Source organism: Rhodococcus sp. NPDC019050, from assembly GCF_055664235.1.
In genome coordinates, this window is the sequence record NZ_JBVOON010000010.1 from 1 (window position 1) to 13,323 (window position 13,323).

The following is a 13,323-nucleotide window of genomic DNA, read 5'->3' on the forward strand; positions in this document are numbered from 1 at the left end:
TCGGGTAGTCGATCGTGGCCGCACACCGGATCCGCGGTTTCCACACCCAGTCCGAACTGCTCAGGCCGGCGCGTCACCCGCACGAAAGATCGAGGCTAGGCTTCCGTGACACCGCGCGCCCCGCGATGGAGTTCTACCGAGACGTGTTCGGAGGTGAACTCACGATCTCCACGTTCGGAGAGATGCAGGCGAGCGAGGACCCTGCCGAGAAAGACAAGGTCATGCACTCGATGCTCACCACCGCCGAAGGCTTCGTGCTCATGGGTTCCGATACCCCGGCGGCGATGGAGTACATCCCGGGAACGAATCACTCGGTCTCGCTCAGCGGCGACGACGAGGCCGAACTCCGCGGCTACTGGGACGGTTTGATCGAAGGCGGCCGAATCGACGTGCCGCTCGAGCGGGCGCCGTGGGGGGGATTCCTTCGGGATGTGCACCGATCGATTCGGCGTCAACTGGATGGTCAACATCTCCGGAGCCTCCGCGTAGGAGACCGGCTACTTCGGTCGGGCGTCGAGCTCGTGGACCAGGCGCGCGGGGGCGGTGACGCGGAAGGACATATCCAGCAGCTCGGCGACCTCGTCCCAGTCCACCGTGGCGCTCTCGAGGTCGAACCCGATCCAACCCGACGGGCCCATGTAGGCGGGGTGGTAGGTGCGCGCGTCCTGAAGCAGCGCTTCCCGCTCGGAGGCGTCCGGCTTGAGGATGAGCGAGCGCGGGTAGCTTCGTCCGGTCTCTTTCACGGTTCCGCCGTACACCGCGAACGCCGTCTTCGTGTGGAAGAACGGACGGCCGTGTGAGATCTTCTCCCCGGCGCCGGGAAACGCCAATGCCAGCTCGCGCACCCGCGCGAGCAGCGGATCTTTCTCGTCGAACATGATCGGGTGCGACATGCGGGCAGCGTACCGCCGAGTTCGGGGTGGCAGCGGCGTTCCGCGGCAGGTCGAACGCTCGTCGTGTGGCCGGCGCCGGGGACAGCTGTGTCCGTTCAGCGGAGCACGGCGATGCCCTCGCGGAGGAGCGGGGTGACTCCGTCGCCGATCTTGTCGAAGCCTTCACCGACCGTCTTGCCCTGCCGGTAGCGGAAGTAGATCCCCTCGAGGATCACCGCGAGTTTGTAGTACGCCAACGCCAGATGGAATGCCATGTCGGACACGTCACGTCCGCCGGCCGCGTCGTAGCGGGCGAGCAGTTCGTCGTCGCTCAGGAAGCCCGGCGCCTGCGAGACCGTGGAGACGGGGAACCCGGCGTCGAGCCGCGCGAGACGCTGGTAGACGAGCAGCAGCGCCACGTCGGTCAGTGGGTCGCCGAGCGTTGCCATCTCCCAGTCGAGGACCGCGGTCACCTCGTCGTGGTCGTCGACGAGGAGATTGTCGAGCCGGAAATCCCCGTGCACGATGCCTGCGGCACCGTCGCGGGGGAATCGTGCGACGAGCAGCCGATGTAGTTCGTCGGCTTCGGGCAGGTCCCGGCTGCGGGAGTTCTCGAGCTGGGTGGTCCAGCGTCGCACCTGCCGGCCGAGGAATCCTTCCGGACGGCCGAAATCTCCCAGTCCGACCGCGTCCGGGTCGACTGCGTGCAGGGCTGCGAGGGTGTCGATCATGCGTTCCGAGATGGACCGTGCCCGTTCGGGTCCGAGGGGGAGGAGTTGTTCGACGGTGCGGTAGGGCGTTCCCTCCACGAGGTCCATCAGATAGAAGGGCGCGCCGATCACGTCGGGATCCTCGCAGAGGTGATGCGTCCGGGGGACAGGCACTGCCGTACCCGCGAGGGCGGTGAGCACGCGGTGTTCGCGCGCCATGTCGTGTGCTGTCGCGAGGACGTGACCGAGCGGGGGGCGGCGCAGGACGAGCCGGTGGGATCCGTCCGTCAGCTCGTAGGTGAGATTGGAACGTCCACCGCTGATGAGCCGGGCGGAGAGGGGACCGTCGAACTGCCCGAATCCCACGGTGCTCAGGTGGGCGGCGAGCTTGCCGAGGTCGAGACCTGCGGGTGCGGCTGTGTCCGTCATCCGGATCCTTTCTGTTTCGACACACTATGGCGTGCAGCGGATCTCGGTGTGGGCGGAACGACTGTCAATCCTGGAAGAAATCCGGGTTAGACGGAAATCAAAGATTTACCGAATCGTGTGCCGCCGGAACACCCGCCTCGCCCCGCCACGCTGTAACGCGACCACACCGACCCACCTACTACTGTCATCGCATGAGCGCCCCACACCCTCTCGATCGCAACCACCTCACCGCGGCACTCGCCGCGTTCGAGTCACGCCGGTTGCCCCTCGAGGGCAGGCGCCATGCCGCCGTGGTCGTCGCCGTCCTTGACGACGGCACCGGAAACCCCGTGATGCCGCTCACCAAGCGACCCGCACGACTGCGCGCGCACCCGGGACAGTTCGCCCTCCCGGGCGGGCGCCTCGACGACGGTGAAACCTCCGAGGACGCCGCGCTTCGTGAACTCCACGAAGAACTCGGCCTCGCGCTCGGCTGCGACGCGATCATCGGCCGCCTCGACGATTACGTGACCCGGTCCGGATATGTGATGTCGCCGTTCGTGGTCTGGTCCGACACCGCTATGGACGACCTCGTCCCGAGTCCGGACGAGGTGGACATCCTCTATGCCGTCACCGCCTCCGAACTCGACGTCGAGCCACGCTTCGTCGCGATCCCCGAGTCCGACAAGCCCGTGATCCAATGGCCGTTCCGGGGACATCTCATCCATGCCCCGACAGCGGCGGTCGTCTACCAGTTCCGGGAAGTGGCACTGCACGGCCGGCACACCCGCATCGAGGGTCTCGAACAACCCGTATTCGCCTGGCGCTGAGGCCACAGGGGAGGGGAGGGACAAATGTGGAAAGGTATGAGAGACCGACGTGACGCCGGGCCGACTCCGAAGCAAAGGGATGACGTAACGATGACCGATGCGAGCACCGGCGCGAGCACACGCAGTGCCGACCGCATCCTCACCGTTCCCAATGCCCTGAGCTTCCTCCGGCTTCTCGGTGTCCCGCTGTTCCTCTATCTCGTGCTCGTCGTCCACGCGGACGCCTGGGCGTTGATCCTGCTGATCGTCAGCAGCCTGACCGACTGGGCAGACGGCAAGCTCGCACGCCTGCTCGACCAGACGTCGCGCCTCGGTGCGCTCCTGGATCCGTTCGTCGACCGTCTCTACGTCGTCACCACGCTGTTCGCGCTCGTCGCCCGCGACATCCTGCCGTGGTGGATCGCCGCCGTCCTCATCGGACGGGAAGTAGTTCTCGCACCCACCCTCGCCGTCTACCGGCGACGGGGACTGCCCCCACCGGAAGTGCTGTACCTCGGCAAGGGCGCCACCTTCCTGCTGATGTTCGCGCTCCCACTCCTGCTCGCCGAAGTTGCCGTCCCCGGGTCGGCGTCGATCACCGGCCCGCTCGGCTGGGCAGCGTTGATCTGGGGCACCGTGCTGTACGTGTGGACCGCGATCCTGTACATAGCTCAGGCCGTCGCCATTGCGCGAAGGGTGCCGGTGACGGGCCGCTCCGGATGAGCCGGGACTGGGAACGCGTGCGCCGCAATCCGGTGCCGTCGCTGCTCAAATCCCTTCTCGAGGACCATCTCGACCCCGGCTACGCCGCCGCCGCCGCCGATCGGGCCGCCGGACGACGCCGGACCTCGCCCGCGATCGCCCGGGTCTGGCTCGTCGTGGGTGTCGTGCTCGCCGGGCTGGTCCTGGGAAGCGCATATGCCCAGAACGACGCCGGCGAGGCAGGCACCGACGAGGCGCGAGCCGAAATCCTCGCATCGTTGCGTTCCGGCGACGAGCGCGTCGCCGCCCTCATCGCCCAGCGCGACGAGCTGACCCGGACCATCGAGGACCGCCGCGATGCTCTGTTCGCCGGGGACGCCGAAGGAGGCACCGTGCTGGATCAACTGCGGGCCGCCGAGGACGCCGCCGCGGCGCTGCCCGTCCACGGTCCCGGACTGACCGTCACCCTCACCGACCCCGCGGTCCGCCCGAACCTGTCGGACTCCTCCCAGCAGACGGACACGCGGAGCACCGCCGCCGTTCTGGACCGTGATCTGCAGGCGGTGGTCAATGCGCTCTGGGCGGCAGGCGCCGAGGCCGTTTCCGTCGGCGGGGTCCGCATCGGTCCCGGGGTGACGGTCCGGCAGGCCGGCGGCGCGATGCTCGTGGACAACCAACCGGTCTTCTCGCCGTACGCCGTCTCCGCAGTGGGCCCGCCGGGACGATTGCAGACTTCGTTCGTCGTGAGCGACGCCTACCTCAGGATCGCGGGAATCGCACAGCTGTACGGGGTAGGTTTCACCCTCACCGAGGAAGACGACCTCGAACTGCCGGCTGCGCCGGTACGCACAATCGGATCAGCAGGGGAAGTGGGGAACCGGTGAATCGGGTCAGTCATGGTCAGGCGCTGTACGCAGCCCTGGCACTCGCGATCGGAATCGCAGCCGGGATCGTGTTCAGCCCGCAGGTTCCCGACGTCGTGCAGCCGTACCTCCCCATCGCCGTCGTTGCCGCCCTCGATACGGTGTTCGGCGGTTTGCGCGCCTACCTGGACGACATCTTCGACGCGAAAGTCTTCGTTGTCTCGTTCGTGTTCAACGTCCTCGTCGCCGCGCTCATCGTCTGGCTGGGCGATCAGCTCGGGGTCGGCACACAGCTCTCTACAGCAGTGATCGTGGTTCTCGGCATCCGGATCTTCGGCAACGCCTCGGCTCTGCGCCGCCGACTGTTCGGAGCGTGACGTATGTCCGACTACCCGACCGACGACCAGGACGAACGGGAACCGCGCGGCGGTCCCGAAGCGAACCACCCTGACACCGCCCGGGAAGCGGGAGATCCGGAACCGGCCGACGCGCCCCCGCCCGCCCGGCGCAACCGGACCACACCGGTCTTTGCGGTGCTGGCCGCTCTGCTCGTCTTCCTGCTCGGCACGGCCATCGCCACGCAGGTCAGGAACATCGGCACGGGCGACACCCTCGATTCGGCACGACCCGCCGACCTGCTGGTGCTGCTCGACAACCTCAACCGCAGAGAGGCCGCACTGCGCCAGGAGATCACGTCACTCGAGCGCACACTCTCGAGTCTCGAGCGGGACGGATCGGAGGCAGCCCTCGCCGAGGCACGCGCGCGGCTCGACGACCTGAACGTCCAACTCGGCACCGCGCCGGCGAGCGGACCGGGAGTGGTTCTCACGGTGAACGATCCGCGCGGCGCGGTCGGCGCGGAAGTCATCCTCGACATGATCCAGGAACTACGGGCGGCGGGTGCCGACACGATGCAGATCGCCGGTGCCGGTGGCGAAGCCGTTCGCATCGGCGTGGATTCCTGGGTGACCGGCTCGGCCGGGGCGATCACCGTCGACGACACTGCGCTGCGCGCCCCGTACACGGTCACCGCGATAGGTGACGGACCCACTCTCGCGGCGGCACTGAACATCCCGGGCGGCGTGGTCGACGCGGTGGCACGCTCGGGTGGAAGTCTGACCATCGAACAGTTTCCGCAGGTCGACGTACCCGCCTTGCGAGAGATCGAGCCGCGCCAATACGCTCAGCCCGGATACTGAATCCGACGTTCGCCCGGAACGTCGCCCCCGAAAGGATCTGCCTTGAGTGAGTTCGAGACGCCCGACGAGTTGCGCTACACGGCGGAGCACGAATGGGTGCAGAGGACCGGAGCGACAACTGCGCGGATCGGGATCACGGACTACGCCCAGTCTCAGCTCGGCGACGTCGTCTTCGTCCAGTTGCCCGAACCGGACGCCGACGTGACCGGAGGCGACTCCTTCGGTGAGGTCGAATCGACGAAGAGCGTCTCCGATGTGTACGCGCCTTTCAGCGCGAAGGTCACCACGGTCAACTCCGACCTGGAGACCAATCCGGAACTGGTCAACAGCGCTCCCTACGGCGCCGGATGGCTGGTCGAGGTGGAGGTGGAAAGCGAGGGCGATCTCGACGGCGCCCTCGGAAAAACGATGGACGCGGCAGGCTACCGCGCCATCACGGAAAGCTGACGGTACCGACAGGTAACGTGGCCGCGACTACCTGCACCGGTGCCGTTGCACAGGGTACGGTCAGGTATGGCGTGTGCCGTGTCGATTTGATCGGGGCGAACGACTCAACGATCGCCCGGGTTTCCCGGGCGATCGAACGGATAAAGGAGAAACGGTGAGCGAGAACGGCAACGCGGGCTACGAAGAGACTCCTGTGGAGACCACTTCGGTGTTTCGCGCCGATTTCCTGAACGAAGTGGAGAACGCGGGCGCCGGAACGGCTACCGCCGACGCGCCCGTCTCAGGTGTCGAAGGGCTCCCTGCCGGATCGGCGCTACTCGTGGTCAAGCGCGGACCGAACGCGGGTTCGCGCTTCCTGCTGGACCAGCCGACGACCTCGGCGGGGCGGCACCCCGACAGCGACATCTTCCTCGACGACGTGACCGTCAGCCGGCGGCACGCGGAGTTCCGTCAGGACGAGGGCGAGTTCCAGGTCGTCGACGTCGGAAGCCTCAACGGCACGTACGTCAACCGCGAGCCCGTCGACTCCGCGGTGCTGGCCAACGGCGACGAGGTGCAGATCGGCAAGTTCCGGTTGGTGTTCCTGACCGGTCCTCGCGGTTCGCAGGGCGCGAGTAGCTGATGACCGCAGCCCACCAGTCGGCGCCGGCCGGCATGTCGATCGGGTCCGTACTCGATCGACTGCGGCCCGAGTTCCCGGACGTCACGATCTCGAAGATCAGATTCCTCGAGGCCGAGGGGCTGATCAGCCCGGAGCGCACTCCGTCGGGCTATCGCCGGTTCTCCATCGCGGACTGCGAGCGGCTGCGCTATGTGCTCACGGCACAACGCGATCAATACCTTCCGCTGAAGGTGATCAAGGAACAGCTCGAGGCGATCGATCGCGGTGCCGCGACGGTCGGGTCCGTCGAGACCCGGCCCAAGCGGCCCCGGCCGCTGGCAGTGGCCCGCGGTGAGGTCTCGCCGGAGGATCTGCGCACCGACCGGGAGATCCGCGTCAGCCGCGACGATCTGTGCGAGCGTGCCGGCGTGGACACCGCGTTCCTTGCCGAACTGGTGGGCGCGGGACTGGTGACACCCGGTCCCGCAGGTTTCTTCGACGACGATGCGGTGTTGCTTGCGCGCACCGCGAAGGCAATGGCCGAGTTCGGCCTCGAGGTACGGCACCTGCGCGCGTTCAAGCTCGCCGCCGACCGCGAGGCCGGGCTCGTCGCCCAGATCGCCGGTCCGGTCGCGAAGGGACGCGATGCGGGTGCGCGGCAGCGAGCAGAAGAGATGGTGCGCGAACTCGCCGCCCTGTCGTTGACGCTGCACACCTGCCTCGTGAAGGCTGCCGTACAGGGCGCTCTCGATCGCTGATCGCCCTCGGCGGCTCCGACCGGCACCTGACGGATGTGCAGGAGCGCACTAGAATTCAGGAAATATCCGGTCAGGGTTTTTCGCCACTGACGAGCAGCAGGACGGAGGCGCCGCGATGAGCGAGATGCGAGTAGTGGGGATCCGAGTGGAGCAACCACAGAATCAGCCCGTCCTGTTGCTTCGTGAGGTCGACGGTGAACGGTATCTGCCCATCTGGATCGGTCAGAACGAAGCGACCGCGATCGCCCTCGAGCAGCAGGGCGTCGAACCGGCCCGGCCCCTGACTCACGATCTGATCAAAAATCTTCTCGACGCCTTCGGGCACAACCTCCTCGAAGTGCGCATCGTCGATCTTCAAGAGGGCACCTTCTTCGCCGATCTTGTTTTCGACGGTGAGATGCGCGTGTCGTGCCGGCCGTCCGATGCCGTCGCTGTAGCCTTGCGCATCGGTGCGCCGGTGTTCGTCGACGAAGCGGTGCTCACCGAAGCAGGACTGGTCATGCCGGACGAGCGTGAAGACGAGGTCGAGAAGTTCAAGGAATTCCTCGACAACATCTCTCCGGACGACTTCAAGGCGACGGACGGCTGAGAAGGCCGTTCGTCGGCGGCGCCGGATGCGGTGCGGTCCCGAGGACCGATACCGGCCGGCGTGAGCAGGATCGAACGTTGCCTTTCCGGTGGGCGTGTTGCTGCCCCACGCCCGTTGCCGGAGCGTACGCTGGGTAAATCCGAATATGGACTACTTGGTGAGCCTGAGAGCGCTCGACGATCGGATGCGGTGGGGGATCCGCCCGTCGGTCGTTGCAAGGTACAACAGGGCGCGCGAGAGGAAGTCACAACAGTGCGAGATCGGCCGCAGGGACAGCATTTCAACGTTGACGCCGGCGACCGCTCGAGTTCGTCACCCACGTCGCACGAGGCCGACGAGATGCAACCCGGGCTGTTCCCCGACGATTCGGTGCCCGACGAACTCGTCGGCTACCGGGTGCCCATCGCCTGCCAGATCGCGGGAATCAGCTATCGCCAGTTGGACTATTGGGCGCGCACCAATCTGGTTGTCCCGTCGATCCGGGGCGCCGCAGGATCGGGAAGCCAGCGGCTCTACTCGTTCAAGGACATCCTCGTTCTCAAGATCGTCAAACGACTGCTCGACACCGGCGTCTCCCTCCAGAACATCAGGGTCGCCGTCGATCATCTGCGCAGCCGCGGTGTCCGCGACCTCGCCAAGATCACCCTGTTCTCCGACGGCACCACCGTCTACGAATGCACCTCACCCGAGGAAGTCGTCGATCTTCTCCAGGGCGGGCAGGGAGTCTTCGGGATCGCCGTCAGCGGAGCGATGCGCGAATTGACCGGAAGCATCGCCGACTTCCCCGCCGAGCGCGCCGACGGCGGTGACGTCGAGGAGCGGCCGGAAGACGAACTGGCGTCGCGGCGCCGCAGCCGCATCAACCGGCGGATCGGCTAGACGAAGATCACTACGGGGGGTCGTGCGCCGACGTCGCTGTCGGAGTACCGCCGTGTTCTAGACTTGGACTCGCGTCGCCGTCGTGCGGGAGAGTTCCGGACCTGATCCGGGCGCCGAAGGAGCAGCACCTCCCCGTCAATCTCTCAGGCATACAGGACCGTGCGAGCTACGACGTCTCTGGAAAGCGGTGGGAGCACCCACCCGCCCACGGGGAAACGCCCTCCACGGGCCGAATCTCTCAGGCGCTCGCACCGCGAGCTCACGACAGAGGGGGAGGAAACGCCCCGTGCGCCCACGCGCGGTGGTGGACCTCTCCGATCAGCCTGGGAGCTGCGATGTCAGAAGATGTCACCTCGAACTTCGCCGACCGTCACATCGGTCCCGACACCGCGGGCCTGCGCCGCATCCTCGAGGTGATCGGCGTCGACTCGCTCGACGCACTCGCCGCGCGGGCCGTTCCGGCGACTATTCTCGACGAGCGCGACGGTGCCGTCTCCGACGGGCTCGACGTCCTCGACGCTCCGAAGTCCGAACACGAGGTTCTCGCCGAGCTGACTGCTCTCGCCCGGAAGAACACCGTCGCGACCTCGATGATCGGGCAGGGTTACTACGACACGCTCACGCCGCCGGTACTGCTCCGCAACATCATCGAGAACCCCGCCTGGTACACCGCGTACACGCCGTATCAGCCCGAAATCAGCCAGGGCCGCCTCGAAGCCCTGCTGAACTTCCAGACCATGGTCGCGGACCTGACCGGCATGGAGGTTGCGAACTCGTCGATGCTCGACGAGGCCACCGCAGCAGCCGAGGCCATGACACTGCTGCGCCGCGCGAACCGCAAGTCGAAGAGCAACCGGATCGCTGTCGACACCGATCTGTTCCCGCAGACCGCCGCCGTCCTCGCGACCCGCGCAGAGCCCCTCGGCATCGAGATCGTCACGACGAACCTCGTCGACGAAGGCCTTCCCGAGGGCGACTTCTTCGGGATCATCCTGCAGGTACCCGGAGCGTCGGGACGGGTGTACGACGTCGCCCCGATCATCGACGCCGCCCACGCACGCGGCGCGCTCGTCGCGGTGGGCGCCGACCTGCTGGCACTGACCTTGATCACGCCGCCCGGAGAACAGGGCGCAGACGCCTGCTTCGGCACCACACAGCGTTTCGGTGTCCCGATGGGATTCGGTGGGCCGCACGCCGGTTACCTGGCCGTCAACGCGGCGAACACCCGCACCTTGCCGGGGCGCCTCGTCGGATTGTCGGTGGATGCGGACGGCGACCCCGCGTACCGGCTCGCGCTGCAGACCCGCGAACAGCACATCCGCCGGGAGAAGGCCACCAGCAACATCTGCACCGCGCAGGTGCTGCTCGCCGTGCTGGCGGCGATGTACGCGTCGTACCACGGTGCGGAGGGGCTGACCGCGATCGCGCGCCGTGTCGCGGGCCGTGCGGGCCACCTCGCGTCGGCGCTGCGCACGGGCGGCGTCGAGATCGTGCACGACACCTTCTTCGACACCGTCCTCGCCCGGACACCCGGTCGCGCCGACGAGGTGATCGCCGCCGCCGCTGCCGCCGGGATCAACCTGTACCGGGTCGACGACGACCACGTCTCGGTGTCGTGCGACGAGGCGACCACGCCGGCGCACGTCACTGCGGTTCTGGGCGCATTCGGCGTCTCCGACGAGTCTGCGGCCGCCGGGGAGAACGCGCTGTCCTCGGCACCGGCACGTACGAGCGGGTTCCTCGAACACGAGGCCTTCACCCGGTATCGCACCGAGACCGCGATGATGCGTTACCTGCGGCGTCTGTCCGACAAGGACCTCGCACTCGACCGCACCATGATCCCGCTGGGCTCGTGCACCATGAAGCTCAACGCCGCTGCCGAGATGGAAGCGATCACCTGGCCCGAGTTCGCCGGATTGCACCCGTTCGCGCCGGCGGAGCAGACAGCCGGCATCCGCGGGCTCATCGCGGACCTCGAGGGCTGGCTGGCCGCGGTCACCGGTTACGACGCGGTGAGTCTGCAGCCGAACGCCGGCAGCCAGGGCGAATACGCGGGTCTGCTCGCGATCCGGCAGTACCACCTCGACCGGGGCGACGCCCAGCGCGACACCTGCCTGATCCCGTCCAGTGCCCACGGCACCAATGCCGCCTCGGCCGTGATGGCCGGGATGCGGGTCGAGGTCGTGGCGTGCCGGTCCAACGGTGACGTCGACCTCGACGACCTGCGCGCCAAGATCGCCGATCACGCGGAGCGCCTGGCCGCGATCATGATCACGTATCCGTCGACGCACGGCGTGTACGAGGAGGACATCGCCGAGATCTGTGGTGCGGTCCACGACGCCGGTGGGCAGGTCTACATCGACGGCGCGAACCTCAACGCGCTGGTCGGGCTGGCTCGTCCCGGCAAGTTCGGTGGCGATGTCAGCCATCTGAACCTGCACAAGACGTTCTGCATCCCGCACGGCGGCGGCGGCCCGGGTGTGGGACCGATCGGTGTGCGTGCCCATCTCGCCCCGTACCTGCCGGGCCATCCGTTGGAGCCCGGCCTCGGCGGTGGCGGACCGGTCTCGGCAGCGCCGTTCGGCTCTACCTCGATCCTGCCGATCACCTGGACGTACATCAAGATGATGGGTGCCGAAGGGTTGCGACGGGCATCGCTCACCGCGATCGCCTCGGCGAACTACATCGCGCGTCGGCTCGACGAGTACTTCCCGGTTCTGTTCACCGGGGAGAACGGCATGGTGGCGCACGAGTGCATCCTCGATCTGAGGGGGATCACGAAGGCTACGGGCGTGACGGTCGACGACGTCGCGAAGCGACTGGCGGACTACGGGTTCCATGCGCCGACGATGAGCTTCCCGGTGGCCGGCACCTTGATGGTCGAGCCCACCGAGAGCGAGGACATCGCCGAACTCGACGCTTTCATCGACGCCATGATCTCGATCCGACGCGAGATCGATCGGGTCGGGGCAGGGGAGTGGCCCGCCGACGACAACCCGCTTCGCGGCGCTCCGCACACCGCGGAATGCCTGGTGGGAGAGTGGAACCACCCGTATCCCCGTGCGACCGCGGTCTTCCCGATGGGGAAGGCCCGCGCGAAGGTGTGGCCTGCGGTCCGGCGTATCGACGGTGCGCACGGCGACCGGAATCTGGTGTGCTCGTGCCCGCCGCTGGAGGCGTACAGCAGCTGAGCAGTAGGGGGCCGGCGGTTCTCCCGCCGGCCCCTCGCTCGTGTAGCAATATTCTGGACCGTACGGAACAGCGAGATAAACAGAAACCCCGGCCCCACAAGCACGGACCTCACCCTCACACAGAGCGGGAGGGTGCTACTTCTTCAGGATTCCGTGGTGAGTTCGAGAATCGTGATCTCGGGGGGAGTGCCGACGCGTACCGGCGGCCCCCACGCTCCGGTGCCCTGCGAGGTGTAGATGAGCGTGTCTCCGAACCGGTCGAGACCGGTCACCGTGGGGTTCGCGAGCGAGACGAAGGGGCGGAGCGGCCACATCTGACCGCCGTGCGTGTGCCCCGAAAGTTGCAGGTCGACGCCGTGGTCACGTGCTTCCAGGACGTGCCTGGGCTGGTGCGCCGCGAGCAACACGAAGGTCCCCGGATCGACATCGGCAACCGCAGCGCCGAGGTCCGCGGCATGCGGTTCCGGCGCGGTGTAGTCGTGGACGCCGGCAAGGGCGATGGTGTCGCCGCCGCGGGAGAGGACGACGTGTTCGTTGCGCAGAGTGCGTACCCCGAGGGTTTCCCAGTGGTCGAGCCAGGACATCGCGTCGTCCGAGTAGTACTCGTGGTTGCCGCTGACACCGAACACGCCCATGGGGGCGTGTAGGTCACGCAGCGACTCGAGGTCGGTGCCGACGAGAGCCACGGTACCGTCGGCCAGGTCGCCGCCGAGGACGACCAGATCGGGTTGCTGTTCGTTGACCAGGTCGACGACGCGGCCCACGAAGTCGGCCCCGCGCGCCGGCCCGGCATGCAGGTCGGTCACCAGCGCGACGCGCATTCCCTCGAACCCGGCCGGGAGTCGGCGGAGAGGTACGCGCACATCCACCACGCGTGGACGTGCGGCCTCGACCGCGCCGTACGCGACTGCGCCGACCGACGCGACTACGAGTGTTGCGGTGGCGATCCGGAGCGCACGTCGCCTGGACGGGTCGGCGGGTTCTCCGGAGGCACCTCGTACACGCCGGACGAGCCGCGCGCCGAGCGCGACGAGACCGATGAGCAGCACCCCGATTCCCAGGTACAGGAGCACGGCCAGCCAGGTCCAGCCGATGAACCCGATGGGCCGGGCCCACGCCGGGTCGAGTGCGGTGCCCACCGAACCGGCGGCAATGGCCGAGATCGCAAGGGCGATCAGGGCGGCGTCGGCGGCCCATGCGGCGCGACCGGTCAGGCCGGGCGCTCGCACGAGTCGGCGGTGCAGCCAGTAGGTGAGGAGGGCGAAGAAGATCGCCATGACAAGCAGTCTGAGCAC

General features: G+C 67.5%; 14 protein-coding genes, 1 pseudogene and 1 riboswitch. Of the genes and pseudogenes, 12 read left to right on the top strand and 3 right to left on the bottom strand.

The features are described 5' to 3' along the window. The first annotated feature begins 125 nt into the window (after positions 1 to 125). Positions 126 to 489 (top strand): annotated as a pseudogene (locus AC0B44_RS12250) (VOC family protein). A gap of 8 nt (positions 490 to 497) precedes the next feature. Here the strand turns inward: AC0B44_RS12250 and AC0B44_RS12255 are convergent. Both AC0B44_RS12255 and AC0B44_RS12260 read right to left on the bottom strand, forming a co-directional pair. Continuing rightward, on the bottom strand, positions 498 to 893 hold the full coding sequence (locus AC0B44_RS12255) for an MmcQ/YjbR family DNA-binding protein (protein ID WP_471903154.1): 396 nt from the start codon (positions 891 to 893) through the stop codon (positions 498 to 500). Between the two features lie 95 nt (positions 894 to 988). Next, a complete protein-coding gene (locus AC0B44_RS12260) occupies positions 989 to 2,011 on the bottom strand; it encodes a phosphotransferase family protein (protein ID WP_471903155.1) in 1,023 nt (340 codons plus the stop codon). 191 nt (positions 2,012 to 2,202) lie between these two features. Between AC0B44_RS12260 and AC0B44_RS12265 the strand changes: the two genes are divergently transcribed. From AC0B44_RS12265 to gcvP, 11 genes are all read left to right on the top strand, one after another. After that, entirely contained in the window at positions 2,203 to 2,820 is a 618-nt protein-coding gene (locus AC0B44_RS12265) for an NUDIX hydrolase (protein WP_471903156.1), read from the top strand. A 90-nt stretch (positions 2,821 to 2,910) separates the two neighbouring features. Further along, complete coding sequence (locus AC0B44_RS12270) at positions 2,911 to 3,522, top strand: CDP-alcohol phosphatidyltransferase family protein (protein WP_471903157.1); 612 nt, start codon at positions 2,911 to 2,913, stop codon at positions 3,520 to 3,522. Continuing rightward, positions 3,519 to 4,385, top strand: a complete 867-nt coding sequence (locus AC0B44_RS12275) for a DUF881 domain-containing protein (RefSeq protein WP_471903158.1) — start codon at positions 3,519 to 3,521, stop codon at positions 4,383 to 4,385. Before AC0B44_RS12270 ends, AC0B44_RS12275 begins: the two co-directional genes overlap by 4 nt. Further along, positions 4,382 to 4,741 carry a small basic family protein gene (locus AC0B44_RS12280; protein WP_471903159.1) on the top strand — a complete coding sequence of 120 codons (360 nt, stop codon included), beginning with the start codon at positions 4,382 to 4,384 and terminating at the stop codon, positions 4,739 to 4,741. Before AC0B44_RS12275 ends, AC0B44_RS12280 begins: the two co-directional genes overlap by 4 nt. Positions 4,742 to 4,744: 3 nt before the next feature. Next, on the top strand, positions 4,745 to 5,563 hold the full coding sequence (locus AC0B44_RS12285) for a DUF881 domain-containing protein (RefSeq protein WP_471903160.1): 819 nt from the start codon (positions 4,745 to 4,747) through the stop codon (positions 5,561 to 5,563). Positions 5,564 to 5,605: 42 nt separating this feature from the next. After that, on the top strand, positions 5,606 to 6,010 hold the full coding sequence (gene gcvH / locus AC0B44_RS12290; RefSeq protein WP_471903161.1) for a glycine cleavage system protein GcvH: 405 nt from the start codon (positions 5,606 to 5,608) through the stop codon (positions 6,008 to 6,010). Between the two features lie 154 nt (positions 6,011 to 6,164). Then, a complete protein-coding gene (gene garA / locus AC0B44_RS12295; protein WP_471903162.1) occupies positions 6,165 to 6,632 on the top strand; it encodes a glycogen accumulation regulator GarA in 468 nt (155 codons plus the stop codon). Then, on the top strand, positions 6,632 to 7,369 hold the full coding sequence (gene ftsR / locus AC0B44_RS12300; RefSeq protein ID WP_471903163.1) for a transcriptional regulator FtsR: 738 nt from the start codon (positions 6,632 to 6,634) through the stop codon (positions 7,367 to 7,369). The genes garA and ftsR overlap by 1 nt, the downstream gene beginning before the upstream one ends. Before the next feature lie 115 nt (positions 7,370 to 7,484). Then, a complete protein-coding gene (locus AC0B44_RS12305; protein ID WP_471903164.1) occupies positions 7,485 to 7,958 on the top strand; it encodes a bifunctional nuclease family protein in 474 nt (157 codons plus the stop codon). Positions 7,959 to 8,210: 252 nt separating this feature from the next. After that, positions 8,211 to 8,837 carry a MerR family transcriptional regulator gene (locus AC0B44_RS12310; protein WP_471903165.1) on the top strand — a complete coding sequence of 209 codons (627 nt, stop codon included), beginning with the start codon at positions 8,211 to 8,213 and terminating at the stop codon, positions 8,835 to 8,837. A 75-nt stretch (positions 8,838 to 8,912) separates the two neighbouring features. After that, positions 8,913 to 9,007, top strand: a riboswitch (glycine riboswitch). Positions 9,008 to 9,172: 165 nt separating this feature from the next. Then, positions 9,173 to 12,028, top strand: coding sequence for an aminomethyl-transferring glycine dehydrogenase (gcvP, locus tag AC0B44_RS12315; protein ID WP_471903166.1), 2,856 nt, complete (start codon positions 9,173 to 9,175; stop codon positions 12,026 to 12,028). A gap of 143 nt (positions 12,029 to 12,171) precedes the next feature. Here gcvP and AC0B44_RS12320 read toward each other — a convergent pair whose 3' ends face one another. After that, complete coding sequence (locus tag AC0B44_RS12320; RefSeq protein ID WP_471903167.1) at positions 12,172 to 13,323, bottom strand: metallophosphoesterase; 1,152 nt, start codon at positions 13,321 to 13,323, stop codon at positions 12,172 to 12,174.

Coding starts and splice junctions, on each gene's coding strand:
- AC0B44_RS12255 (WP_471903154.1), bottom strand. CDS start 893: ATGTCGCACCCGATCATGTTCGACGAGAAAGATCCGCTGCTCGCGCGG.
- AC0B44_RS12260 (WP_471903155.1), bottom strand. CDS start 2,011: ATGACGGACACAGCCGCACCCGCAGGTCTCGACCTCGGCAAGCTCGCC.
- AC0B44_RS12265 (WP_471903156.1), top strand. CDS start 2,203: ATGAGCGCCCCACACCCTCTCGATCGCAACCACCTCACCGCGGCACTC.
- AC0B44_RS12270 (WP_471903157.1), top strand. CDS start 2,911: ATGACCGATGCGAGCACCGGCGCGAGCACACGCAGTGCCGACCGCATC.
- AC0B44_RS12275 (WP_471903158.1), top strand. CDS start 3,519: ATGAGCCGGGACTGGGAACGCGTGCGCCGCAATCCGGTGCCGTCGCTG.
- AC0B44_RS12285 (WP_471903160.1), top strand. CDS start 4,745: ATGTCCGACTACCCGACCGACGACCAGGACGAACGGGAACCGCGCGGC.
- ftsR (WP_471903163.1), top strand. CDS start 6,632: ATGACCGCAGCCCACCAGTCGGCGCCGGCCGGCATGTCGATCGGGTCC.
- AC0B44_RS12305 (WP_471903164.1), top strand. CDS start 7,485: ATGAGCGAGATGCGAGTAGTGGGGATCCGAGTGGAGCAACCACAGAAT.
- gcvP (WP_471903166.1), top strand. CDS start 9,173: ATGTCAGAAGATGTCACCTCGAACTTCGCCGACCGTCACATCGGTCCC.